This window comes from Streptomyces sp. 4N509B (assembly GCF_052245655.1).
In the GTDB taxonomy this organism is placed as follows: Bacteria; Actinomycetota; Actinomycetes; order Streptomycetales; family Streptomycetaceae; genus Streptomyces.
This window is the reverse complement of record NZ_JBQQBZ010000013.1, coordinates 74792-98654: the sequence shown is the minus strand read 5'-3', so window position 1 is coordinate 98654 and position 23863 is coordinate 74792. Positions and strand designations below refer to the sequence as shown.

Annotated in this window: 19 protein-coding genes; 3 read left to right on the top strand and 16 right to left on the bottom strand. The window is 74.6% G+C overall.

Annotated elements, in window-relative coordinates; genetic code table 11:
* Nucleotides 1-83 precede the first annotated feature (83 nt).
* The 12 genes from ACTWP5_RS14940 to ACTWP5_RS14885 form a co-directional block, all read right to left on the bottom strand.
* Nucleotides 84-773 (bottom strand): LuxR C-terminal-related transcriptional regulator, encoded by a 690-nt coding sequence (locus ACTWP5_RS14940; RefSeq protein WP_443221417.1) that lies wholly within the window; start codon nt 771-773, stop codon nt 84-86.
* A 326-nt stretch (nt 774-1099) separates the two neighbouring features.
* Nucleotides 1100-2320: a galactokinase gene (gene galK / locus ACTWP5_RS14935; protein ID WP_443221416.1), complete on the bottom strand. Its 1221-nt coding sequence runs from the start codon at nt 2318-2320 to the stop codon at nt 1100-1102.
* Complete coding sequence (gene galE, locus ACTWP5_RS14930; protein ID WP_443221415.1) at nt 2317-3330, bottom strand: UDP-glucose 4-epimerase GalE; 1014 nt, start codon at nt 3328-3330, stop codon at nt 2317-2319. Before galE ends, galK begins: the two co-directional genes overlap by 4 nt.
* On the bottom strand, nt 3327-4376 hold the full coding sequence (galT, locus tag ACTWP5_RS14925) for a galactose-1-phosphate uridylyltransferase (RefSeq protein WP_443221414.1): 1050 nt from the start codon (nt 4374-4376) through the stop codon (nt 3327-3329). The genes galE and galT overlap by 4 nt, the downstream gene beginning before the upstream one ends.
* A gap of 193 nt (nt 4377-4569) precedes the next feature.
* Nucleotides 4570-5232, bottom strand: a complete 663-nt coding sequence (locus tag ACTWP5_RS14920) for a LuxR C-terminal-related transcriptional regulator (RefSeq protein WP_443221413.1) — start codon at nt 5230-5232, stop codon at nt 4570-4572.
* Nucleotides 5233-5248: 16 nt separating this feature from the next.
* Nucleotides 5249-7144 carry an outer membrane protein assembly factor BamB family protein gene (locus ACTWP5_RS14915; protein ID WP_443221412.1) on the bottom strand — a complete coding sequence of 632 codons (1896 nt, stop codon included), beginning with the start codon at nt 7142-7144 and terminating at the stop codon, nt 5249-5251.
* Nucleotides 7145-7341: 197 nt separating this feature from the next.
* The gene (locus ACTWP5_RS14910) at nt 7342-9225 is read right to left on the bottom strand and encodes an ABC-F family ATP-binding cassette domain-containing protein (protein WP_443221411.1); all 1884 of its coding nucleotides are present in this window, start codon (nt 9223-9225) and stop codon (nt 7342-7344) included.
* On the bottom strand, nt 9218-10201 hold the full coding sequence (locus ACTWP5_RS14905; protein WP_443221410.1) for a 4-(cytidine 5'-diphospho)-2-C-methyl-D-erythritol kinase: 984 nt from the start codon (nt 10199-10201) through the stop codon (nt 9218-9220). The genes ACTWP5_RS14910 and ACTWP5_RS14905 overlap by 8 nt, the downstream gene beginning before the upstream one ends.
* 48 nt (nt 10202-10249) lie before the next feature.
* Nucleotides 10250-11140, bottom strand: a complete 891-nt coding sequence (gene rsmA / locus ACTWP5_RS14900) for a 16S rRNA (adenine(1518)-N(6)/adenine(1519)-N(6))-dimethyltransferase RsmA (RefSeq protein ID WP_443221459.1) — start codon at nt 11138-11140, stop codon at nt 10250-10252.
* Nucleotides 11141-11249: 109 nt separating this feature from the next.
* Nucleotides 11250-12110, bottom strand: a complete 861-nt coding sequence (locus ACTWP5_RS14895; RefSeq protein WP_443221409.1) for a TatD family hydrolase — start codon at nt 12108-12110, stop codon at nt 11250-11252.
* Nucleotides 12111-12135: 25 nt separating this feature from the next.
* Complete coding sequence (locus ACTWP5_RS14890) at nt 12136-12423, bottom strand: hypothetical protein (protein WP_443221408.1); 288 nt, start codon at nt 12421-12423, stop codon at nt 12136-12138.
* A gap of 163 nt (nt 12424-12586) precedes the next feature.
* Nucleotides 12587-13657 carry a 16S rRNA (cytidine(1402)-2'-O)-methyltransferase gene (locus tag ACTWP5_RS14885; protein ID WP_443221407.1) on the bottom strand — a complete coding sequence of 357 codons (1071 nt, stop codon included), beginning with the start codon at nt 13655-13657 and terminating at the stop codon, nt 12587-12589.
* Nucleotides 13658-13704: 47 nt separating this feature from the next.
* Here ACTWP5_RS14885 and ACTWP5_RS14880 point away from each other — a divergent pair, with 47 nt between their 5' ends.
* The 3 genes from ACTWP5_RS14880 (at nt 13705) to ACTWP5_RS14870 (ending at nt 18385) form a co-directional block, all read left to right on the top strand.
* Nucleotides 13705-15441: a dolichyl-phosphate-mannose--protein mannosyltransferase gene (locus ACTWP5_RS14880; RefSeq protein ID WP_443221406.1), complete on the top strand. Its 1737-nt coding sequence runs from the start codon at nt 13705-13707 to the stop codon at nt 15439-15441.
* Nucleotides 15442-15619: 178 nt separating this feature from the next.
* Nucleotides 15620-17302 (top strand): penicillin-binding transpeptidase domain-containing protein, encoded by a 1683-nt coding sequence (locus ACTWP5_RS14875; protein ID WP_443221405.1) that lies wholly within the window; start codon nt 15620-15622, stop codon nt 17300-17302.
* A 126-nt stretch (nt 17303-17428) separates the two neighbouring features.
* The gene (locus ACTWP5_RS14870; protein ID WP_443221404.1) at nt 17429-18385 is read left to right on the top strand and encodes a ribose-phosphate diphosphokinase; all 957 of its coding nucleotides are present in this window, start codon (nt 17429-17431) and stop codon (nt 18383-18385) included.
* Here ACTWP5_RS14870 and ACTWP5_RS14865 read toward each other — a convergent pair.
* The 4 genes from ACTWP5_RS14865 to ACTWP5_RS14850 all read right to left on the bottom strand — a co-directional run bounded on the left by ACTWP5_RS14865 (nt 18350) and on the right by ACTWP5_RS14850 (nt 23746).
* Nucleotides 18350-19213 (bottom strand): energy-coupling factor ABC transporter ATP-binding protein, encoded by an 864-nt coding sequence (locus ACTWP5_RS14865; RefSeq protein WP_443221403.1) that lies wholly within the window; start codon nt 19211-19213, stop codon nt 18350-18352. The two genes, ACTWP5_RS14870 and ACTWP5_RS14865, sit on opposite strands and share 36 nt — an antisense overlap.
* Nucleotides 19201-19947, bottom strand: coding sequence for a cobalt ECF transporter T component CbiQ (gene cbiQ / locus ACTWP5_RS14860; RefSeq protein WP_443221458.1), 747 nt, complete (start codon nt 19945-19947; stop codon nt 19201-19203). The genes ACTWP5_RS14865 and cbiQ overlap by 13 nt, the downstream gene beginning before the upstream one ends.
* Before the next feature lie 145 nt (nt 19948-20092).
* Entirely contained in the window at nt 20093-21148 is a 1056-nt protein-coding gene (locus tag ACTWP5_RS14855) for an energy-coupling factor ABC transporter permease (RefSeq protein ID WP_443221402.1), read from the bottom strand.
* 294 nt (nt 21149-21442) lie between these two features.
* Nucleotides 21443-23746, bottom strand: a complete 2304-nt coding sequence (locus ACTWP5_RS14850; RefSeq protein ID WP_443221401.1) for an MMPL family transporter — start codon at nt 23744-23746, stop codon at nt 21443-21445.
* Between the last annotated feature and the right edge of the window lie 117 nt (nt 23747-23863).

Below are 23863 nucleotides of genomic sequence, written 5' to 3'. Positions count from 1 at the left end.
ACCGCCGGCCCCGCCGCCGGCCGCTTCGCCGCAGCTCAGGGCCACACGCCCGGGGTCGGGAGCGGCCCGGGTCCCCGGCGGCGTCACTCGGCGGGCGACACCCCGGCGCGGCGGGCCAGGGCCACGGCCGCGAGCGTGGAGTGGACGCCGAGCTTGGTCAGCACGTTCTGCATGTGGGTGCGGACGGTGTGCGGGGAGAGGTAGAGGCGTTCCGCGACGGCCTTGCGCCCCAGGCCGGCGAGCATGCAGCGCAGCACCTCCAGCTCGCGCGGCGTCAGCGACTCGACGAGCCGCTGGTGTTCGTCCCGGTGGCGGCGGTCGCGGGCGAGCTCGCGCAGGACGCCCGTGAGGAGGGTGGGCGAGAGGTGGGTCTCCTCGCGCAGCACGCCCCGGACGACGGTCAGCAGGCGGGCGAGCGAGCTGTCCTTGGCGACCCAGCCGCTGGCGCCGGCCGCCAGGGCCTGCGCGGCGCGGCCCGCGTCGTCGTGGGCGGCGAGCATCACGGTGCGCATCGCGGGATAGCGCTCGTGCGCGGTGGTCAGCAGCGGCGGGGTGCCGTTGGCCGGGGCGACGGCGCCGTCGAGGTCCGCGTCGATCAGCAGCACGTCGAACGGCGTCTCGTGGGTGGAGCGGATGCGCTCCAGTAGGTGCTGGGCGGCCGGGACGCTCCCGACGGCGACGGCCTCCACGTCCTGCTCGGCGCTGAGCGCGGTCGCCAGCGACTCGGCGAAGATGCGGTGCTCGTCCGCTACCAGCACCCGGACTCGATCCACTGCGGCCTCCTGCATCCGGACAGGCCAGCGACGACACGGGACAGCTCGTGCGGGGCGGGCCGGTGGGCTCGGTGGGCGCGGCGCACCCGTGCCACGGTGCCCGCGTTCCGCACGGCCGCCGCCGTACGGCACGTCGCCGGGCCGTGGGCGTCGCACCCACCAATCTCGCCCCCTGAGGCGGCACCAGCCCCCACCGGTGCTGTTCTCAGCCTACGGGCGGGGGCCGTTGAGGGAAGGCATAACGTCAAAGGAGCTGTATCGATAAAGTCACAAAGGAAACGTGGTGTTCCGGTGACCACTCCGGGTACGGGGCGCCGCGGGGACGCTCACCCGGCGAGCGGGAGCCGGCGCGCGCCGGCGGAGGGGATGGCCTCGAAGACGCGGGGCGGAACGTGGCCCCGCTCGGCGAAGGCCGCCAGCACCGCCTTGGTGGTGGTGTCGGTGGCGTCCGCCTCGACCAGCACGATCGCCGAGCCGCCGAAGCCGCCGCCGGTCATGCGGGCGCCGAGCGCGCCGGCCGCCGTGGCGGCGGAGACGGCGAGGTCGAGCTCGGGGCAGGAGACCTCGAAGTCGTCGCGGAGCGAGGCGTGCCCCTCGGTGAGGACCGGGCCGATCTCGCGGGCGCGGCCGGCGTCGAGCAGCGCGACGATCCGCTCGACGCGGTGGTTCTCGGTGACGACGTGGCGGACGCGGCGGCGGACGGCCGGCGGGACGGCGGGGTCCGCCAGGCGGGCGAGGGCCGCGTCGAGCTGGTCGTGGGCGATGTCGCGCAGCGCGGGGACGTCCAGGGCCGCCGCGCCGGCCTCGCACTCGGCACGGCGCTCGGCGTAGGCGCCGTCGGCGAGGGCGTGCTTGACCTGGGTGTCGACCACCAGCAGCCGCAGGCCCTCGGCCGCCATGTCGAACGGCACCTGGCGGCGGCTGAGGTCGCGGGTGTCGAGGTGGAGGACGTGCTCGGCGGTGCAGCAGGCCGAGGCCATCTGGTCGAGGATGCCGCAGGGGATGCCCACGAAGTCGTTCTCGGCGCGCTGGGCGTGGCGGGCCAGGACCTCGGGCGGCAGGCCGAGCTCGTACAGGTCGTTCAGGGCGAGCGCGGTGGAGACCTCCAGCGCGGCCGAGGAGGACAGGCCGGCGCCGGTGGGGACGGTGGACTCCAGGTAGAGGTCGGCGCCGCCGATCGCGTGGCCGGCCTCGCGCAGCGCCCAGGCGACGCCGGCCGGGTAGGCGGCCCAGCCCTCGGCGCTCCGCGGGGCGAGCTCGTCGACGACGAACTCGACGGTGGGCCCGGGGATGTCGCGGGAGTGCACGCGCAGCAGGCCGTCGGCGCGGCGGGAGCCGGTGACGGTGGTGGCGTGCGGCAGGGCGAGCGGCATGACGAAGCCGTCGTTGTAGTCGGTGTGCTCGCCGATGAGGTTGGCGCGGCCCGGGGCCGACCAGACGCCCTCGGGAGGGGTGCCGAACAGCTCGCGGTGGCGGGCCACGGCGTGGGCGGGGCCCGTGGGGCTGTGGGGCTCGGTGGACTCGTGGGGCGCCTGGTTCGTCGTCACTTCGCGTCCTTCGCTGCCGCCGCGGTGTCCTGGGCGAACGCCCAGGCGTCGGCGATGATCGTGGCCAGCTCGGTGCGGCTGGGCCGCCAGCCCAGCCGCTCGCGGGCGCGCTCGGCGGAGGCGACGAGCACGGCCGGGTCGCCCGCGCGCCGGGGGGAGGGCGTCTCGGGGATGGGGCGTCCCGTCACCTCGCGGGCGGTCTCGATGACCTCGCGGACGGAGAAGCCGTTGCCGTTGCCGAGGTTGCAGATCAGGTGCTCGCCGGGCGTGGCCTGGGCGAGGGCCAGCAGGTGGGCCTCGGCGAGGTCGTCCACGTGGATGTAGTCGCGCACGCAGGTGCCGTCGGGGGTCGGGTAGTCCGTGCCGAAGACGGAGACGGCGGGGCGGCGGCCGAGCGCGACCTGGAGGACCAGGGGGATGAGGTGGCTCTCGGGGTCGTGGCGCTCGCCCAGGGGCGCGCCGGGGCCGAGGACGCCGCTGGCGCCCGCGACGTTGAAGTACCGCAGGGAGGCGGCGGCCAGGCCGTGGGCGGCGCACTCGCCGGTGATCATGTGGTCGACGGCGAGCTTCGTGGCGCCGTACGGGTTGGTGGGGGCGGTGGCGGCGTCCTCGGTGATCGGGGTGGTGGCCGGCTCGCCGTAGACGGCGGCCGTGGAGGAGAAGACGAGGGTGCGCACCTCGGCGTCGCGCATGGCGCGCAGCAGCTCGACGGTGCCGCCGACGTTGTTGCGCCAGTACTTCTCGGGGTGGGTGACGGACTCCCCGACCTGGGAGTTCGCCGCGAAGTGCAGCACGCCGTCGTAGCTGCGGTCGAGCCACTTGGCGGCGTCCTGGATGCGGCCCTCGACGAGGTCCGCGCCCGGCGGCACGCCCTCGGCGAAGCCGGTGGAGAGGTCGTCGAGGACGGTCACCCGGTGTCCGGCGGCCAGCAGGTGGGCCGCGACGGTGCCGCCGACGTACCCCGCACCGCCCGTCACCAGGTACTTCCTCGTCGCGTCCGTCGTGCTCACCGCTCGCTCGCCACCTCTCGCAGCCGGTCGGCCGCCGCCTCCGGCAGGACGTCACTGACAAAGGCACCCATGCCCGACTCGGAGCCGGCGAGGTACTTCAGCTTTCCCGGGCTGCGTCGGATGGTGAACAGCTCCAGGTGGAGCGCGAACTCCTCCCGGTCCTCCATGGCGAAGGGGGCCTGGTGCCAGCCGGAAATATACGGGGTCGGCGGGGCTTCCGGGCCGAAGAGACGGTCGAAGCGGCGCAGCAGGTCGAGGTAGACGCGGGGGAACTCGGCGCGCTCGGCGTCGTCGAGCGCGACCAGGTCGGGGACGCGGCGTCTGGGGTAGAGGTGGACCTCGTACGGCCAGCGGGCGGCGTGGGGGACGAAGGCGAACCAGTGGTCGGCGTCGATGACGACGCGGCGGCCGTCGGCGCGCTCGTCGGCCAGGGTCGCGTCGAAGAGGTTGCCGCCGCCGGTGCGCCGCCGGTGCTCGGCCAGGGAGCGGAGCATCCGCTCGGTGACGGGCGTGACGTACGGGTAGCCGTAGATCTGGCCGTGGGGGTGGGCGAGGGTGACGCCGATCTCGGCGCCGCGGTTCTCGAAGCAGTAGACCTGACGGACGCCGGGGTGCAGCGCGAGTTCGGCGGTGCGGTCGGTCCAGGCGTGGAGGACGAGCGCGGCCTGGTCCTCGGTGAGGCCGGCGAACGACGCCTCGTGGTCGGGGGTGAAGCAGACCACCTCGCAGCGGCCCAGCTCGCCGGAGAAGGACGGGAAGCGGTTCTCGAACACCGCGACCTCGTAGCTGTCGGCGGGGATCTCGCTCAGCCGCTCGCCCTGGGAGGGGCACAGCGGGCACTGGTCGGCCGGCGGGTGGTAGGTGCGGGTCTGGCGGTGGGCGGCGTACCCGACGGACTCGCCGAGGAGGGGGTTGACCCGGACCTCGGAGGCGGAGGTGGCGGGCGGCAGGGGGCGGCGGTCGAGGGCGTCGCGGACCGCGTCGTCGTGGGAGTCGTAGTAGATCAGCTCACGGCCGTCCGCCAGCCGGGTCGTGGTCCTCTTCATCACCTGTCACCCTCGCCAGCCAACACAATCAAACATAATGAACCACGCGGGTTCAGGGTTCGTCAACGTGACAGCTCAGCGCCCCGCGACGGCCGGCGCACGGGGGGCCGGGGACCGAGGACGGCGGGGAGGGACGGGAGAGACGGGGGGAGAGAGGGAGGGAGACGGAGGGGAACGGAAGGGGACACGGGCGTCACGGGAGATGATCGAGGAGGCGGGTGCGGACCGCGAGCGCGGCGGCCTCCAGGCGGGAGGCCGCGCCGAGCTTGGTCAGCAGCCGCTGCACGTGGGTGCGGGCCGTGCTCGCCGCCACCCCGAGCCCCGCCGCGATGCTGCGGGTGTCCTCCCCCTCCACGATGCGCCGCAGCACGTCGGCCTCCCGCTCGGTGAGCAGGCCGGCGAGCCTCGCGCCCTCCGCGTCCGGCGCGTCGCGCGGGTGGAGCAGCTCGGCGAAGGCGTCGCGCAGCAGCTGCGGGGCCACGGCCGCCTCCCCCGCCCGCGCCTTCGCCATCGCCCGCTCCACCCCCTCGATCCGCTCGTCGTGCCGCACGTACCCGCGGGCTCCCGCGGCGAAGGCCGCCGCCACCCCCCGCGGGCACGGCACGGGACCGAGCACGACGACGGCCACCCGCGGCGCCTCGCGCCGGATCCTGGGCACCGGGTCCAGCGCGCCGACCTCCTCCGGCGCGGCCGAGCCGAGGAGCAGCACCTCGGGCTGCTTGGCGAGCGCCAGCTCCGCCGCGCGGGCCACGGGTGCCGCCGCTCCCAGCACCCGGTGACCGCGCACCCGGAGCGCCGAGGCCAGGGCCTCGGCCACCAGCCGCCTGTCGTCGACGACCACGACCCGCACGCTCATCACGCGCCCCGGGCCCTCACCGGAACGCGAGAATCGCTTCGCGCTGCTCCAGGTCGGGCTCGTAGAAGGCCTCGGTCAGCATCAGCAGGCTGTTCTCGTGCCACAGCAGGCCGAGCTCGAAGTAGTCGGTCGGGGATCCCGCGTACGACTCCTCCTCCGAGGCTCCGGGGTCGAGGTTCATCAGCGGTGTGGCCTCCTCCGTCGCCGGATCGATCGCCAGCACCATGCCGGGCTGCGTCGGGTCGTAGGCGTCGCGCTGGTACGCCAGGACCTTCCCGTCCAGGACGGTGAACGGCCTGATCTCCAGGGCCGAGCCGTTCGGCGGCGCGCCGCCGTCCGCCGTCATCGGCTCCACCTCGTACAGCGGCTGGCCGCTGCTCAGCTCGAAGGCGACCACGGACGTCGGCATGCCCGTGTCGGCACCGGCCAGGTACAGGAAGCCGTCGTGGACCACCGACATCCGGCAGTCGTTGAAGGTGTTGACCTGGCAGGGCGACTTGAAGCGGTCGATGTCGTAGTCCAGGACGTGGGATATCTCCTGGTGGTTGTCGTCGACGACGAGGATGGACTCCTGCTCGAGGTCGTCGTCGAGCCAGGCGGTGATGACGAGCGGCTCGATGGAGACGACCGACTTCACGGCCAGCTCCTTGTTCTCGTACTCCGGGCCGTACTCCCACTCCCACTGGACGTCGCCGGCCTCGTTGGTGGCGCGGATGGCGCCGCCCTCGTCGCCGAGGAACCCGCACTGGCGGTGCGAGACGAACATCTCGTCGATCACGACGTACGCGACCTCGGGGCAGTCCTCCTCCGAGGACTGCTCGAAGATCTGGGCGCCCTCGCTGATGCTGTACCCGGCGCCGCCGGTGCCCCATCCGACGAGCACGGTGTCACCGAGGATCGCCGGGTACGTCGTGTCGGTGAGGTACCCGCCGATGGCGTCGAGGTCGAGGTTGATCGTGGTGACCTCCGTGCCCTCGGCGATGTCGATGACCGTCAGCACCTCACAGTCGCGGCCCTGGAGCACCGCGATGCGGTTCTCCGAGGCCGTGGGAGAGGCGTTGCAGTCGCCCCCGCTCAGCTGGAGGGGGACGGACCACACCTCCTCGCCGCCCTCCAGGCTGAACGCGGTGATCGCGTCGTCCATCGTGCGGACGACGGTGTCGCCGCTGATCCAGGAGCCGCGCGCCCCGAGGATGATCTCCTCGGCGGTGGGCTCCATGCCCGGGACGGACCAGGCGAGCGCGGCGTCGATCGCCTCGGTGGGCAGGCCGCCTCCGCCCTCGCCACCGCCGCCGGGGTTCTGCTCACCGCCCCCGTTCTCCCCGTCTTCGCCCCGCTCGCCCTCGGCCGTGGGGGAGCCGTCGTCGCCGGAGATCAGGACGACGGCGCCGACGGCGGCGAGGACCACGGCCGTCACGGCCGCGACGATGACCATGAGCCGCGTGTTCATCCCGCGCCGCGGGCCGCCGGGGGGCGGCATGCCGGGCATGCCGGGGTGACCCGGGGGCTGGCCCCAGCCCGGCTGGCCGGGCGGCGGCGTGACCGCTCCCGGCGCGTACGGGCCCGGCCCGGTCGGGGTGGCGAAGCCGGCCGTGGACGCGCCGGGCGGCGGCACGGGGGCGCCGGGCGGCGGCCCGGGCGGTGGCGGGGCCGCGGGGGCCCCGGGGGGCGGCGGCTGCTGGGGATAGCCGTACGGCGGCTGCCCCGCCGCCGGGGGCTGCGGCGGGCCGCCGGGCTGCGTCTGCGGATACCCGTACCCGGGCTGACCGGGCTGACCGGCCGGAGGCAGCGGCGGAGCCGAGGGTGGCGTGCCGGGGGCGGGCGGCGGCGAGGGCGGGCCGAATCCTCCCGGCTGCGGCTGGCCGGCTGGCTGACCGGGAGGTTGGTTCGGCGGTGGTGGCGGCTGTGACATGGCTTCCCCTGGCCCGGCGTGATCGCGGAAGCGACCACTGCGATCACGTGATTGGTGAGCAAAGCTCTTTTTACCACCGGACTCTGACAGTGTCCGGTGTGGTTCCGCCCGGCGGACGGCCGTGACCGCATAGCAACCGCAGCGAGACCGCCGTCAGACCGGCGTCAGGCCGCTGTCAGTCCGCCGTCAGACCGCCGTCAGACCGCCGCGTCCTCCGCGACCTCCAGCCAGCGCGTCTCCAACTGTTCGCGTTCCTTCGCGAGTTCGCGCAGGCGGGCGTCGAGGCCGGCGACGTGCTGGAAGTCGGTGGCGTGCTCGGCCATCTCCTGGTGGAGCGCGCTCTCCTGCTCGCCCAGCCGGTCGAGTTGCCGCTCGATGCGCTGGATCTCCTTCTGGGCGGCCCGCCGCTGCGCGGCCGACCTCGGCGCGGCGGCGGACCCCTCACCCCCGTCGCCGCCGTCCTGCCGGCCCTGCCCGCCCTGCTGCCGTTGCGGAGCCTGCTGGGAGGGCTGCGGGGAGGCGCCGCGGGTCTGCTGGGCACGGCGTTCGAGGTACTCGTCGACGCCGCGCGGCAGCATCCGCAACGAGCCGTCGCCGAGCAGCGCGTACACGCGGTCGGTGACGCGCTCCACGAAGTACCGGTCGTGGCTGATGACCACGAGCGACCCCGGCCAGCCGTCGAGCAGGTCCTCCAGCTGCGTGAGCGTCTCGATGTCGAGGTCGTTGGTGGGCTCGTCGAGGATCAGGACGTTCGGCTCGTCCATCAGCAGGCGCAGGATCTGGAGGCGACGGCGCTCGCCGCCCGAGAGGTCGCCCACGGGCGTCCACTGCCGTTCGGGGCCGAAGCCGAGCCGCTCGCAGAGCTGCGAGGCCGTCATCTCCCGGCCCCTGCCGAGCTCCACGCGGGCGCGGACCCGCTCGACGGCCTGCAACACCCGCCAGGTGGGGTCGAGTTCCGTGACGTCCTGCGAGAGGTGCGCCAGCCGCACGGTCCTGCCGACCGTGATGCGTCCGGCCGGCGGCTGGGCGTCGTCGGTCGCTGCGTCGGCCATGGCCCGCACCAGCGACGTCTTGCCCGAGCCGTTGACCCCGACCAGGCCGACGCGGTCGCCGGGCCCGAGCTGCCAGGTGAGGCGGGTCAGCAGTTCCCGGGCGCCCGGGGCGTCGCCGGCGCGGAGGGTGACGTCCTCCAGGTCGATGACGGTCCTGCCCAGGCGGGCGCTGGCGAAGCGCACCAGCTCGGCCCGGTCGCGGGGCGCCGGCACGTCGGCGATCAGGGCGTTCGCCGCCTCGATCCTGAAGCGGGGCTTGCTGGTGCGGGCCGGGGCGCCGCGCCGCAGCCAGGCCAGCTCCTTGCGGACGAGGTTCTGCCGCTTCGTCTCGGTGTCCGCGGCGACGCGCTGGCGCTCGGCGCGGGCGAAGACGTAGTCGCTGTACCCGCCGTCGTAGGTGTGGACGACGCCGCGCTGCACGTCCCACATGCGGGTGCAGACCTGGTCGAGGAACCAGCGGTCGTGTGTGACGACGACGAGGGCGGAGCGGCGGGCCCGCAGGTGCTCGGCGAGCCAGGAGATGCCCTCGATGTCGAGGTGGTTGGTGGGCTCGTCGAGGACGATCAGGTCCTGCTCGGCGATCAGCAGGGCGGCCAGCGCGACGCGGCGGCGCTCGCCGCCGGACAGGGGCGCGATGACGGTGTCGAGCCCGTCGGGGAAGCCCGGGAGGTCGAGGCCGCCGAAGAGGCCCGTGAGGACGTCCCTGACGCGGGCCTCGCCGGCCCACTCGTGGTCGGCGAGGTCGCCGAGCACGGCCTCGCGGATGGTGGCGGCCGGGTCGAGGCTGTCGCCCTGGGTGAGGACGCCGAGGCGCAGGCCGCTGGTGTGGGTGACGCGGCCCGCGTCGGGTTCCAGCTGGCGGGTCAGCACGGTGATGAGCGTCGTCTTGCCGTCGCCGTTGCGGCCGACGACACCGATGCGGTCCCCCTCGGCGACGCCGAGCGAGACCCGGTCGAGGACGGCGCGGGTGCCGTACTCCTTGGTGACGGTCTCCAGGCTGACCAGGTTCTTCCCGGAAGCTTCAGGCATGGGTACCGATCGTAGTGGGGCCGGGAGCGGGGGCCGTCGTCACGCGGGCCGAGCGGCAGGTGCCGGAGTCCGCCAGCCGGGCCGCGACGGCGCGGGCGGCGTCGGCGTCGGCCACGAGGAAGGCGCAGGTGGGTCCGGAGCCCGAGACCAGGCCGGCCAGGGCTCCCGCGGCGCGGCCGGCGGCGAGGGTGTCGGCGAGGGCGGGGCGCAGGGAGAGGGCGGCGGGCTGGAGGTCGTTGGCGGCCGGGAGGCGGGCGGCGAGGGCGGCGGCGTCGCCGTCGCGGAGCGCGGCGAGCAGGACCGGGTCGGGGCGCGGCTCGTGGGCCGCGCCCGCGGCGGGCTCGGCGGCGGGCTGGCCGGCGGGCTCGGCGGCGGCGCGGAGGCGGTCGCACTCGCGGTAGACGGCGGGCGTGGACAGGCCGCCGTCGGCGACGGCGAACACCCAGTGGAACGTCCCGGCGACCGGCAGCGGGGTGAGCCGCTCGCCGCGCCCCTGGCCGAGGGCGGCGCCGCCCAGCAGGCAGAACGGGACGTCGGAGCCGAGGCGGGAGGCCAGCGCGTGCAGCTCCTCGGCCGGCGTGGCGGTGCCCCACAGCGCGTCGCAGGCCAGCAGGGCGCCGGCGGCGTCGGCGCTGCCGCCGGCCATGCCGCCCGCGACGGGGATGTCCTTGGCGATGTGGAGGTCGACGTCGGGGGTGGGCAGTCCGTGGTGGGCGGCGAGCAGCGCGGCGGCGCGGGCGGCGAGGTTGCTGTCGTCGAGGGGGACGGCATCGGCGTCGGGGCCCTCACAGGCGAGGCGGATGCCGGTCCCCGGCGGGGCCGGGGCGGCGGTGACGTCGTCGTGGAGGGCCACGGCGAGGAAGACGTTGGCCAGCTCGTGGAAGCCGTCGGGGCCGGGCGGCCCGACGGCGAGCTGCACGTTGACCTTGGCGGGGACGCGGACGGTGACGGCGGGGGCCTCGGGCGCGGCGGGCAACGGCGGGTCCTCCGGGTCGGTCAGGACGGGTCGGTCAGGACGGGTCGGTCAGGACGGGTCGGGGTCGGGACGGCGACGGCGCGGGGCGGCGGCCGGTGGGGAGGGCCGCGCCTCGGCGAGCCGGGCGAAGTCGTGCACGGTCAGGGACTCGCCCCTGGCCTGCGGCGAGACGCCCGCGGCGGCGCAGGCCGCCTCGGCCGCGGCCGGCGACCCCGCCCAGCCGGCGAGGGCAGCCCGCAGCGTCTTGCGGCGCTGCGCGAACGCGGCGTCGACCACGGCGAAGACCTCGGCGCGGCCGGCGGTGGTGGCGGGCGGCTCGCGGCGGGTGAGGGAGACGAGGGCGGAGTCGACGTTGGGCTGGGGCCAGAACACGGTGCGGCCCACGGCGCCGGCACGGCGCGCCTCGGCGTACCAGGCGGCCTTCACGGTGGGCACGCCGTAGGACTTGGTGCCGGGGGAGGCGGAGAGCCGGTCGGCCACCTCGGACTGGACCATCACGAGGGCCCGCCTCAGGGACGGGAGCCCTTCGAGGAGGTGGAGGAGGACCGGGACGGCGACGTTGTAGGGAAGGTTCGCGACGAGGGCGTCGGGGGGCGGGCCCGGCAGCTCGTCGGGGGTCAGCCGCAGCGCGTCGGCGTGGACCAGGGTGAAACGGTCGGTGAGGTGCGGCAGGCGCGCCGCCAGGGTGGCGGGCAGCGCGGCGGCGAGGGTGTCGTCGATCTCGACGGCGGTCAGGTGGCGGGCGCGCGGCAGCAGCGCCAGCGTCAGCGAGCCGAGGCCGGGGCCGACCTCCAGCACCGTGTCTTGCTCGCCGACCTCGGCGGCGCGGGCGATGCGGCGGATGGTGTTGGCGTCGGTGACGAAGTTCTGGCCGAGCTGCTTGGTGGGCCGCAGGCGCAGGGCGGCGGCGAGGGCGCGGACGTCGCCGGGGCCGAGCAGCCGGTCGTCGGCCGGGGCGTCGGACGAGCTGCCGGAGAAGCTGCCGGGGGCGCTGCCGGAGGGGGCGTCTTCGGGGTTCACGGTGGCGGTGGTGGTCGCGGCGGCCGCGTCAGCCGAAGGCACGGTCGGTGTTGGCGGCGAGGTGGCGGGCGAGCTCGTCCTCCGACAGGCCCTTCACCACGGCCATGGCGCGCACCGTGACGGGGATGAGGTACGGCGCGTTGGGCCGGCCGCGGAACGGGGCGGGGGTGAGGAACGGGGCGTCGGTCTCGACGAGCAGCAGCTCCGGCGGGGCGACGGCGAGCGCGTCGCGCAGCGGCTGGGCGGAGGCGAAGGTGACGTTCCCCGCGAAGGACATGAAGTACCCGGCGGCGGCGCAGGTCTCGGCCATGGCGGCGTCGCCGGAGAAGCAGTGGAAGACGGTGCGCCGCGGGGCGCCCTCCTCCTCCAGGATGCGCAGCACGTCGGCGTGGGCTTCGCGGTCGTGGATGACGAGGGTCTTGTCCAGCTCCTTCGCCAGCCGGATGTGCTCCCGGAAGGAACGCTGCTGGACGGCGACGCCCTCGGGCCCGGTGCGGAAGTAGTCCAGGCCCGTCTCGCCGAGGGCGGCGACCTGCGGCAACGCGGCCAGCTCCGCGATCTCGGCGAGCGCGGCGTCCAGCGCCGCGGGGCCCTCCTCGGCCGCCAGGCGGGGCGCCTCGTTGGGATGGAGCGCGACGGCCGCCGTGACGGCCTCGTGCTCGGCGGCGATCTTGGCGGCCCACCGGGCGCGCGGCACGTCGCAGCCGATCTGCACGACGCGGGTGACGCCGACGGCGGCGGCGCGCTCCAGCGCCTCCTCCACGCTGGTGCCCGACCGGTCCTGCTGCATGTCGAGGTGGGTGTGGGAGTCGGCCACCGGCACGGCGAGCGGCTCGGGCGGCGGCGGCAGGACCGTCTCAAGGGACCTGGCCTTGGCGGACTTGGGCATACGCCCGATCCTAAGGGCTCAGCCCTCAGCGCCTCGCGACACCGCCCGTGGCCCGCTCGGCGGCGGCCACGAGGCCGGAGCGGATCACCCGCACCCTGGTCCCCTCGCAGGCCGGGCAGCGGGGGTGGGTGAGCGGGGAGGGCACCGGGCGGCCGCCGGCGAGGTACCGCACGAGCGGGGGCCCGTCGGGGTGCTCGGGGTCGGTCTGGTGCTGGATCGCGTACTCCTGCTCCCAGCCACGGCCGCAGCTGAGACAGGCGAAGGCGTACGCCTCGTGTGCCGTGGCGGGGCCGCTGCCGTCCTTGGTCACCATCGCCGACCTCCTGACGAGGAGGAGAGGTCCCCGTGGACCCGTCGCTCCGTCGCACGCGTCGCGTTCAGTCCGTCGTGCGGAGCGCCCGTGAGAACCCCACGGACCCCGCCGCCCTACGTACCGCTATCACCACTATCGCCGCTTTTGTCGCATCAGCGTCATTCTAGTCGCCCTCCGCCCGGCCGACCGGGCGGCTCTCGTCGGGGGCCTCGCCGGACGCCCCGTCCTTCGCCGCGACGACCGCGTCGTAGACCTGCCGCTTCGGCAGGCCGGCGTCGCGCGCCACGGCGGCGATGGCCTCCTTGCGCCGCTCCCCCGCCGCCTCGCGGGCGGCGACGCGGCGGGCCAGCTCGGCGCCGTCGGGCCGCTCACGCGGCTCGGCGGCCGGCTCCGCACCCGCCACCACCAGCAGGCGCTCCTCCCGCCCCGCCGCGCTCCCGCCGACGGCGTCGGCGTCGTCGGCCGCGTCGGCGTCGGCGCCTGCGGCCAGGTCCGCCAGCGTGCCGCGCCACACGGCGCGCGCCTCCGGGCCGCACACCGTCGCCCGGCGCTTCCCTCCCAGGCCCTCCGCCACGGCCCCGAGCGTCTCGGGCAGCCGCCCGGCCGGCACGTGGAAGACGAGGGTGCGCGGATCACGGGCCACCTCGGCCAGCCGCGCCGCCCGCTCCGTCGCGCCGGACGGCAGCGTTCCCTCCACGCAGAACCGGTCGACGGGCAGCCCCGACACCGCCAGCGCGGTGACCGCCGGCGAGGGCCAGGGCACGGCCGTGACCCGGGCGCCTGCCGCCACGGCCGCCGCGACGAGCCGGTGCCGGCCGCCGCTCGCCCACGGCACGGCCGAGGGGGACCCGGCGTCGGTGAGCAGCAGCACGCGCGCGCCGCGCCGCAACGCGCCGAGCACCTCGGGCGCGCCCGTGTCCTCCTCCGCCTCGCCGTACGCCACCACGCGCCCCGTCAGCGGCACGTCCAGGGCCCGCGCCAGCTCCCGCAGCAGCTCGGGGTCGCCGGCCACGACGTCGGCCGCGGCGAGCTCCTCGCCCAGCCGGGCCGGCGCGCCGCCCGCGTCCCCGGCCGGACGTCCGGCCAGCACCAGCACACCCGGCGCGTCCGCCGTGCCGCTCACATCCCCGCTCACGTCCGCGCTCCCGGCGAGGTGCTCCCCCGCCCTGCCCGCGGGGTCGTCGGCGAGGTCGTCGGTGAGGTCGTCGCTGGGGTGATCCAGGGGCTCGTCCATGAGGTCATCGTGGCAGCCCACCGGTCGACGGCCCGTCGGATGCAAGGATGGCCCGCGTGAGGAGCAGCCAGACCGTGAGCGACGCCCCACCAGGACCCGACCTGCCGCCCCCCGCCGAGAGCCCGGCGACCGACTGGCAGCAGCGGCTGCGGCACTTCGGCCACGTCCCCCGGCGCGGCGCCGGCGTCCGTCAGCGGCTGGTGCCGCCGTTTCCCGAGCCCGGCACCCGCATGTGGGCCTACCTCGGCTTCGCCCCCCGCGCCGCCGAGCGGCTGGCCCGCGCGATGGGCTGGATCGGGCCGCTGCTGGTGGCGCTGCTCGCCGGCGCCCTGCGCTTCACCCGCCTCGGCTCGCCGAACGCCGTGATATTCGACGAGACGTACTACGCGAAGGACGCCTGGTCACTCCTGAAGGCCGGGTACGAGACCGAGTGGGCCGACGACGCCGACGAGCGCATCATCGCCGGCGCCACGCCGTTCGACGAGGCCGCCGCGTACGTCGTCCACCCCCCGGCCGGCAAGTGGGTCATCGCGCTGGGCGAGTGGATGTTCGGGCTGACGCCCTTCGGCTGGCGGTTCATGGTCGCCCTGCTGGGCACCCTGTCGGTCCTGATGCTCTGCCGCATCGGGCGGCGCCTGTTCCGCTCCACGGTGCTGGGCTGCCTGGCCGGGGCCCTCCTGGCCGTGGACGGGCTGCACTTCGTGATGAGCCGCACGGCGCTGCTCGACCTGGTGCTGATGTTCTGGCTGCTGGCCGCGTTCGGCTGCCTGCTCGTCGACCGCGACCGCTCCCGCGCCCGGCTGGCCGACGCCCTGCCCGCGAGCGAGGACGGCGTGCTGCGGCCCGACGACGCCACCGGCTCCGGGCTGGGCCTGGGGTGGCGGCCCTGGCGGATCGCCGCGGGCGTCTGCCTGGGCCTGGCCTGCGCCACCAAGTGGAACGGGCTGTACGTGCTGGCCGCGTTCGGCGTCCTCACCGTGCTGTGGGACGCCGCCGCCCGCCGCACCGCCGGCGCCCGGCGGCCGTACCGCGCGATGCTGCGGCGGGACGCGCTGCCGGCCTTCTGCTCGATGGTCCCGGTGGCGGTGGCGACGTACGTGGCCTCCTTCGCCGGCTGGTTCGCCACCTCCGGCGGCTACTACCGCGACTGGGCCGCCCACCACGACCAGGACAGCTCGCTGTCGTGGATCCCGGAGCCGGTGCGCAGCCTGTGGCACTACCAGACCGAGGTCTACGACTTCCACGTCGGCCTCACCTCGGAGCACTCCTACGAGTCCAACCCGTTCAGCTGGCTGGTGGCCGCCCGCCCGGTGACGTACTACTACACCTCCGCGGAACCCGGCGAGTCCGGCTGCGGCTACGCCAGCGGCTGCGCCAGCGAGGTGCTGGCGCTGGGCACGCCGCTGCTGTGGTGGACGGCCTGCGCCGCGCTCGTGTACGCCTGCTACCGCTGGCTGCTGCGGCGCGACTGGCGCGCCGGCGCGGTGCTGTGCGCGGTGGCCGCCGGGTACCTGCCCTGGTTCATGTACCAGGAGCGCACCATCTTCTACTTCTACGCGGTGGTGCTGACGCCGTTCCTCTGCCTGGCGGTGACGCTGCTGATCGGCGCGCTCCTCGGCCCGCCGGGCTGCGCCGAGCGGCGGCGCGCGGTCGGCATCGTGGCGGCCGGGGTGCTGGTGCTGCTGATCGCCTGGAACTTCATCTACTTCTATCCGATCTACACCGGCGTCGAGCTCCCCAAGGACGCCTGGCGCGCCCGGATGTGGCTCGACTCCTGGGTTTGACCCGAAGGTGATCCAACCGCGTCCTGGAGAGGGGGTGGGTTGTCGGCCCCAGCCGGTAGGCTGCCGATCGCCAGGACATTGCTGAGAGTTAACGAGCAGTTGCGGGATTGTGGTGACAGGGACAAGGGGTAGGACCCGGGCGCGGTCGTGGGCGCGCTCGCGGACGCCGGGTCAGCCGATGGACACGCGGCGGCTCGCCGTGCTCGGCGGGGTGTCCGTGGCGGTGGTCACGGTCGTCGGATTCGGCACGTTCAGCCTGCTGGGAAGCGATTCCGACGGTGGGGATCGCGGCGGCGTGGCGGCCAGCGAGGACGGTGCGCCCGGCGAGCGGGATCCCGAGGACGAGGTCCAGGCTCCCACCGAGGAGGAGGTGCGCGAGACCGCCACCGCCTTCCTCGACGCCTGGGCCGCGGGCGACGCGCGGCGCGCCTCCTCCCTCACCGACGACCCGGCGGCGGCCCGGCGGGCCCTCACCACGCTCGCCGACTCGGCCCCGTTCTCCTCGCTGGAGCTGACCCCGGCCGAGCCGGGTGGCACCCGGACGGGCGGTTCGGTGCCGTTCTCCGTTGACGCGGTCGTGGAGTTCGAGGACGGGGGCGAGACGCGGCAGGCGCCGTGGGCGTACGAGACGGAGCTGAGCGTCGTGCGCGAGGAGGCCGGCGGGCCGGCCGTCGTGCGCTGGGAGCCGTCCGTGCTCCATCCGCGGCTCGAGGAGGGGCAGCGCGTCGAGGTGGGGCCGGTCAGCGAGCTGCCTCCGGTGGAGGTGCTCGACCGGGACGGCGAGGTGCTGAGCGTCGAGGACCACCCGACGCTCGCCGGCGTCGTCGCGGACCTGCGGGAGCGGTACGCGGAGGAGGCGGGCGGCAGCCCCGGCGCCGAGCTGCGCATCGTGGACGGGGAGGGCGAGCGGGTCGAGCGCCTGATGGAGCTGGCCGAGCCCAGCACGGGCCAGGTCCCGACGACGATCGACGCGGCCTTGCAGCGGGCCGCCGAGGAGGCGGTCGCGGGCGCGGACGGGGAGACGGCGGCGCTGGTCGCGGTCCAGCCGAGCACGGGCGCGATCCTCGCGGTGGCGAACAAGCCGGCCGACGGCTTCGACACCGCGTTGCAGGGCTCGTACGCCCCCGGCTCCACGTTCAAGGTCGTCAGCTCCTCGCTGCTGATCCAGGAGGGCCTGGCCTCGGCCGGCGAGCCGCACCCGTGCCCGAAGGAGTTCGAGTTCGGCGGCTGGCCCTTCCACAACGACGACCGTTTCGAGATCGAGGACGGCACCTTCACCGACTCCTTCACCGCCTCGTGCAACACCGCCTTCATCAGCCAGGCGCCCGAGCTGGAGGACGCCTCGCTCGGCGACCACGCGCGGGAGGTCTTCGGCCTCGGCCTGACCTGGCAGGTCGGGGTGGCGACGATGGACGGCGCGGTGCCGACGCAGTCGGACGCGCAGATGGCGGCCTCGCTGATCGGCCAGGGCGGCGTCCGGATGAACCCCCTCACCATGGCCTCCGTCTCCGCCACCGTGAAGAACGGCTCCTTCCTCCAGCCGTACCTGGTGCCGCCCTCGTTCGACGGGCGGGAGCTGGCGCAGGCCGCCGGCAGCCTCGACCCGGCGGCGGCGGCCGAGCTGCGCGGGCTGATGAACGCCACGGCCGGCTGGGGCACCGCGGCCGAGGCGATGGCGGGCGTGCCGGGCGACGTGGGGGCCAAGACCGGCTCGGCCGAGGTGGACGGCCAGCGGAAGCCGAACGCCTGGTTCACCGCGTACCGCGACGACCTCGCCGTCGCGGCGGTGGTCCCGAACTCCGGGCACGGGGGCGAGTTCGCCGGCCCCGTGGTGGCGGAGGTGTTGCGCGCCGCTCCCTGATCCCCTGGATTACGGGACAGCCCTCAGGGCAGGCGCCCTGAGGGCTGCTGCACCCCGCACCATGAGTCGCCCACGACAGGCGTTAATGTGTGCAGGTGTGAAGTCGGCGTGAAGAAGGAGCGAGCCATGCGGGACATCGCGGTGTTCAGCGGCAGTGCCCACCCGGAGCTCGCCGCCGAGGTCTGCGACCATCTCGGGGTGCCGCTGCGGCCCAGCAGGGTGGATCGTTTCGCCAACGACTGCCTCCAGGTGCAGCTGGAGGCCAACTGTCGCGAGCGCGACGTCTATCTGATCCAGCCGCTGGTGCGGCCGGTCCAGGAGCACCTCGTCGAGCTGCTGTTGATGCTCGACGCGGCCCGTGGCGCCTCGGCCGCGCGGACCACCGTCGTGATGCCGCACTACTCCTACGCGCGGTCCGACAAGAAGGACGCGCCGCGCATCTCCATCGGCGGCCGGCTGATCGCCGACCTGATGGTGACGGCCGGCGCCGACCGCGTGCTGGCCATGACGCTGCACTCGCCGCAGGTCCACGGCTTCTTCTCCATCCCGGTGGACCACCTGCACGCGCTGAACGAGCTGGCGGCGCACTTCCGCGCCCAGGACCTGAGCAACGCGGTCGTGGTCTCGCCGGACCTGGGGAACGCGAAGGAGGCGGCGGCGTTCGCCCGGCTGCTCGGCGTCCCGGTGGCGGCCGGCGCCAAGCAGCGCTTCAGCGACGACCGGGTGAGCATCAGCTCGGTGATCGGGGAGGTCGCGGGGCGGGACGTCATCGTCCTCGACGACGAGATCGCCAAGGGATCCACCGTGTTGGAGCTGCTGGAGCGGCTGCGGGAGCTCGGCGTCGCCTCGGTGAGGATCGCGTGCACGCACGGCCTGTTCGCGGGCGGCGCGCTGAAGCGGCTGTCCTCCGAGCCCGACGTGCGCGAGATCGTCTGCACCAACACCGTGCCGATAGCCCCCGAGGAGCGGGAGGGCGCGGAGAAGCTGCGTGTGCTGTCCATCGCTCCCGCGCTGGCCGAGGCGATGCGCCGCATCCACAACGGCGAGTCAGTCAGCGCCCTCTTCGACCGGCCGCCGGACTGACCCGGCGCCGGGCGCGGCACCCGCCGCCGGCACGCCTCCCGCGCCCGGCGCGGGCACGCTGAAGCCGTAGGGCAGCTCCAGGCGGTGGCGACGCAGCAGCGCGGCGTCGGCCAACAGCTCGTGGGTGGGCCCGTCGGCGGCGACGACGCCCTCGCTGAGGACGACGGACCGCGGGCACAGCTCCGCGGCGTACGGCAGGTCGTGCGTGACCATGAGGACGGTCAGGCCGTCCAACGACCGCAGCACGTCGGCGAGTTCGCGGCGGGCGGCCGGGTCGAGGTTGGCCGAGGGCTCGTCGAGGACGAGGATCTCCGGCTCGGAGGCGAGCACGGTGGCCACGGCGACGCGGCGGCGCTGCCCGAAGGACAGGTGGTGCGGGGGCCGCTCGGCGTACGCGGCCATGCCGACCCGTTCGAGGGCGGTGGCGACCCGGGCGTCGAGTTCGGCGCCGCGCAGCCCCGCGTTGGCCGGCCCGAACGCCACGTCCTCCCGCACGGTCGGCATGAACAGCTGGTCGTCCGGGTCCTGGAAGACGATGCCGACGCGGCGCCGCGCCTCGGCGAGACTGTCCGCGTCCGGGCCGACGGCGAGCCCACCGACGCGGACGCCGCCGGCGGCGGGGGTGAGGACGCCGTTGAGGTGGAGGACGAGGGTGGTCTTGCCGGCGCCGTTGGGGCCGAGCAGGGCGACGCGCTCGCCGCGCGCGATCGTCAGATCCACGCCGAAGAGGGCCTGGTGCCCGTCGGGGTAGGCGTAGGCGAGCCCGGAGACCTCCAGGGAGGGCGGCGTGGCGGGCGTGGCGGGCGCGGCGTCGGTCACAGCGTCCATCCCAGCACACAGACGGCGAGCGCGGCGGCCGGGAGGGCGGCGGCCCCCGTCCACTGGGCGCGGCTCGCGGTGGCGCGGTCGATCGCCGGCAGGCTGCCGGCGTAGCCCCGGCTGAGCATGGCCAGGTGGACGCGTTCGCCCCGCTCGTAGGCGCGGATGAACAACGCGCCCGCGGTCTTCGCGAGCACGGCCCAGTGCCGTGGCCCGCGCGCGGTGAAGCCGCGGGAGACGCGGGCGATCCGCATCCGGCGCAGCTCGTCGGCGATGACGTCGGCGTAGCGGACCATGAAGGTGGCGATCTGCACCAGCAACGGGGGCAGCCGCAGCCGCTGGAGGCCGAGGAGGAGCTGGCGGACCTCGGTGGTGGCGGCCAGCAGCAGGGCGGCGAGGACGCCGAGCGTCCCCTTGGCGAGGATGTTCCACGCGCTCCACAGCCCGGACTCGCTCAGGCTCACGCCGAGCACGGTGGTGCGGGGCCCCTCGGCGACGAGGGGCAGCAGCACCGCGAAGGCCAGGAACGGCACCTCGATCAGCATCCGCCGCAGCAGGAAGCCGGGCGGTACCCGGGCGGCCACGGCCACGCCGGCCAGCAGCGCGGCGTGGCAGCCGAAGGCCCACACCGCCTCGCGGGGCGTGGCGACGACGAGGAGGACGAAGGCGACGAGGGCGGTCAGCTTGCAGTGCGCGGGCAGGGCGTGCACGACGCTGTCGCCGGGGCGGTGGGCGCGTTCCAGGACGCCGCCGCGCGTGGCGGCTGCGTCGCGGTGGCGGTGGCGGGGCGAGGAACGCGCGTGCCCGGCGCCGAGCACGACGCGTCGGGGGGCGCTGGCCGGGCCCGCGACGCCCCGCCCCGTCGCGGGCGGGGCCGGCGGCTCGCGGTCAGACACGCTCGGTCTCGTCGCGGTCCGGGGCGGTGCGGCGGCGGGCGGCGAGGAAGAGGCCCGAGCCGACGGCGAGGGTGACGGCGACGCCCGCGGTGCCCGCCAGGGCGATGGACAGGCGCTCGTTGTCGACGTTCTCCACGCCGTAGTCGGCGAGCGGCGAGTCGGCGAGGTCGTGCTCGCGCGCCTCCTCGGCGATGCCCTCGTCGGTGGCGACCCGCTCCAGGCCGTCGGGTTCGGCGGAGGCGTAGAAGCTGACGAACGTGGCGCAGACCAGGGTCGTCACCAGGCCGCCCACCCACAGGGGGCGCAGCGGGCGCCGGCCACCGGGCGTCGCCGCCGGCCCGGCGGCAGGCTCGGCGTTCGGCTCGGCGGCGGGAGCGCCGCGGATCTCCAGCCGCGGCCGGGAGACGTCGCGGGCCGCGTACACGAGGTCGGGCCGGACGGCGAGGACCGCGCCCACGGTGGCGGTCGTGATGGCCGCCTCCCCGATGCCGATGAGCAGGTGCACCCCGGTCATGGCGGCCAGCACCCGCCCCAGCGAGACGTCGGCCGTGCCGCCGATCGCATAGAGCCCGGTGAAGGCGATCGCGGAGGCCGGCACGGACAGGAACGCGGCGGCGAAGGTGGCCACGCCGACCGCGCCGGGCCCGCGCGGCAGGACGCGCAGCAGGCCGCGGAAGACGACGTAGGCCACGACGACGGTGACCACGCCCATGAGCGTGATGTTGGTGCCCAGGGCGGTGAGGCCGCCGTCGGCGAAGAGCAACGCCTGCATCAGCAGCACCACGGCCAGACAGAGCACCCCCGTGTACGGCCCGACGAGGATCGCCGCCAGGGCTCCTCCCAGCAGGTGGCCGCTGGTGCCGGCCGCCACGGGGAAGTTCAGCATCTGCACGGCGAAGACGAACGCGGAGACGAGGCCGGCCAGCGGCGCGGTGCGCTCGGCCAACTCGGTGCGCGCGCCGCGCAGGCAGCCCGCGACGGCGACGGCGGCGACGGCTCCGGTGGCGACGGAGACCGGGGCGTTGAGGAATCCATCGGGGACGTGCATGGGTGGGCGCTCGCTTCCTGGTCGGAGCGGTCGGCGGTTCGCGGTTCGCGGTTCGCGGTTCGGCAGTTCGGCAGTTCGGCGGTGGAGCGCTTCGGAGCTTCGTCGCTTCCGGCGGCCAGGATCAACCGTCCGATGATAATCCCTTCTTGCAAGTGATGTGCAAGAGCAAGGGACAGCCAGCTACGCGGATCCGGACAGCGAAGAGCCCGGCCCCCCGGGCCGCCGTGGTGGCGGACCCGGGGGGCCGGGCTTCCCTCGGACCCTCGTGGGATCCCCTGGGTGGGGCGGGCGGGATCAGCCCACCGGCTCGGGCTCGCGCTCGCGCTTGACGGAGCCGCCTCCCTGGCCCTTGTCCTGCTCCTTGAGGTACCGCTCCAGGGACTCGCCCTCGACGTCGACGTTCGGCAGGATCCGGTCCAGCCAGCGCGGCAGCGCCCACGCCCGCTCGCCGACCAGGCCCATCACGGCCGGGACGACGATCATGCGGACGACGAACGCGTCGAGCAACACCGCCGCGCCCAGGCCGAGACCCATCATCTTGATCATCGAGTCAGCGCTCACGGCCGCGAAGGCCGCGAAGACGCTGATCATGATCAGCGCCGCCGCCGTGACGACGCGGGCGTTGAGGTTGAAGCCGGTGACCACGGACTGCTTGGCCCCCTCGCCGTGGACGTGGGCCTCACGCATCCGCGTGACGAGGAAGACCTCGTAGTCCATCGCGAGTCCGAAGATCATGCCGACCATGAAGATCGGCATCATGCTCATGATCGGACCGGTCTCCTCGACCCCGATCAGCGACGCTCCCCAGCCGTTCTGGAAGACCGCCACGACGACGCCGAGCGCGGCCAGCACGGAGAAGAGGAAGCCGAGCGCCGCCTTCAGCGGCACCAGGAGCGAGCGGAAGACGATGACCAGCAGGATGAACGCCAGTCCGACGACGATCGCGAGGTACGGCACGAGCGCGTCGTTCATCACCTGGGAGAAGTCGATGTTGCTGGCGGCCATGCCCGCGACCAGCACCTCGGCGCCCGTCTCCTGCTCGACGATCGGCACGATCTCGTCACGGATGTGCTCCACCAGCTCGGCGGTGGCCTGGTCGGCGGGCCCGGTGGCCGGGAAGGCGAACATCTGCGCGACGGTGCCGTCGTCGTTGAAGTTCTCCGGAGCCGCCGGCGCCGCGAACACGATGCCGTCCAGCCCGTTGAGCTGGTCGGACAGGGTCTGCGTGGCGGCGTCCATGTCGGCACCGTCACCGCCCTCGACGACGAACATCAGCTGGCCGTTGAAGCCCGGACCGAAGCCCTCGCTGAGCATGTCGAACGCCTGACGGCGCGTGGTGTCCTCGGCCGCCATGCCGTTGTCCGGGATGCCGAGCTCCATGTCGGCGACGGGCGCGGCCAGCGCACCCAGGCCCACGAGCGAGACGATCAGCGCCACGACGGGCCGGCGCAGCACGCCCTTGGCCCAGCGGGTGCCCATGTTGTCGCCGGTGCTCTTGCTGAACGTGGTGGGCAGCCGGCTCGGGACGTTGGTCTCCGGGTTCTGCTTGCGGGCGCGCCGGCCGAAGACGAGCTTGCCCGTGAGGCCTGCGGCCGCCGGCACGAGGGTGAGCGCCACGAGCACGGCGATGGCCACCATGGCGCCCGCCGCGATGCCCATCCTGGTGAGGATCGGCACGTTCACGATCGCCAGGCCGGACAGCGCGATGATCACGGTCAGACCGGCGAACACGACGGCGGAGCCGGCGGTGCCCACGGCACGGCCGATGGCCTCCTCCCGCAGCTTCCTCGGGTCGGGAATCCGGTCGGCATGGGCGATCAGCTCCGCTCGGTACCGCGACACGATGAAGAGCGCGTAGTCGATACCGACGGCGAGGCCGATCATCATGCCGAGCATGCCGGTGGAGGCCGACAGGTCGAGCGTGGAGGACAGGGCGGTGATGCCCATGATGCCGATCATGACGCCGATCACCGCGGTCAGCAGCGGCAGGCCGGCGGCGACGAGCGAGCCGAACGTGATGATCAGCACGAAGGCGGCCACCACGATGCCCAGCAGTTCGGCACCGGCCGGCTCCATCTCGGGCTCGGCGATCTCGCCGCTGGACTCGATCGTCAGACCCGAGTCGCTGCGCACCTCCTCGACGATCTCGTTGAACCGGTCGGACATCTCCTCCGTGACGTTGCCCCAGAGCACGTCGTACCCGGCGAAGGCGTACGCGGTGGTGCCGTCCTCGTTGACGCCGCTGTTGCCGTCAGCGAACGGGTCGGAGACCCGCAGCACGTCCGGGTCCTCGCGCAGGCCGGCGAGCACCTCGTTGACCGCCTGCTGGTTCTCGGGATCGGTCAGCAGCTCGCCCTCGGGCGCCTGGAAGACGATGGTGGTCTCCAGCGCCTCGGCGTTGGCCTCGGGGAAGGACTCCTGCATGACGTCGAGTGCCTGCTGGGACTCCGTCCCCGGAAGCGCGAACTCGTCAGGCGGGGGGTCGCCGGCGGTGGAGGCGGCGGTACCGACACCGAAGAGCAGGGCGATCCAGACCAGCAGGACCCACCAGCGGCGCCGATAGCTCAGGCGACCGAGTTTGTACAGAAACGTAGCCACGGGGCAGGTTCTCCTGTCCGGGGTAAACGGGCGTTATTGACAGTGACTGACGGCTGTCAATCGAGCCTACGTGAGCCACGCGACGGCAGTCAGATCAACCAACGTGTCAGTTCATGC

Coding starts and splice junctions, on each gene's coding strand:
- ACTWP5_RS14875 (WP_443221405.1), top strand. CDS start 15,620: ATGGACACGCGGCGGCTCGCCGTGCTCGGCGGGGTGTCCGTGGCGGTG.
- ACTWP5_RS14870 (WP_443221404.1), top strand. CDS start 17,429: ATGCGGGACATCGCGGTGTTCAGCGGCAGTGCCCACCCGGAGCTCGCC.
- ACTWP5_RS14920 (WP_443221413.1), bottom strand. CDS start 5,232: ATGAGCGTGCGGGTCGTGGTCGTCGACGACAGGCGGCTGGTGGCCGAG.
- ACTWP5_RS14890 (WP_443221408.1), bottom strand. CDS start 12,423: ATGGTGACCAAGGACGGCAGCGGCCCCGCCACGGCACACGAGGCGTAC.
- ACTWP5_RS14895 (WP_443221409.1), bottom strand. CDS start 12,110: ATGCCCAAGTCCGCCAAGGCCAGGTCCCTTGAGACGGTCCTGCCGCCG.
- ACTWP5_RS14910 (WP_443221411.1), bottom strand. CDS start 9,225: ATGCCTGAAGCTTCCGGGAAGAACCTGGTCAGCCTGGAGACCGTCACC.
- ACTWP5_RS14915 (WP_443221412.1), bottom strand. CDS start 7,144: ATGTCACAGCCGCCACCACCGCCGAACCAACCTCCCGGTCAGCCAGCC.
- ACTWP5_RS14855 (WP_443221402.1), bottom strand. CDS start 21,148: ATGCACGTCCCCGATGGATTCCTCAACGCCCCGGTCTCCGTCGCCACC.
- ACTWP5_RS14885 (WP_443221407.1), bottom strand. CDS start 13,657: ATGGACGAGCCCCTGGATCACCCCAGCGACGACCTCACCGACGACCTC.
- galT (WP_443221414.1), bottom strand. CDS start 4,376: ATGAAGAGGACCACGACCCGGCTGGCGGACGGCCGTGAGCTGATCTAC.
- ACTWP5_RS14880 (WP_443221406.1), top strand. CDS start 13,705: ATGGCCCGCGTGAGGAGCAGCCAGACCGTGAGCGACGCCCCACCAGGA.
- ACTWP5_RS14865 (WP_443221403.1), bottom strand. CDS start 19,213: ATGGACGCTGTGACCGACGCCGCGCCCGCCACGCCCGCCACGCCGCCC.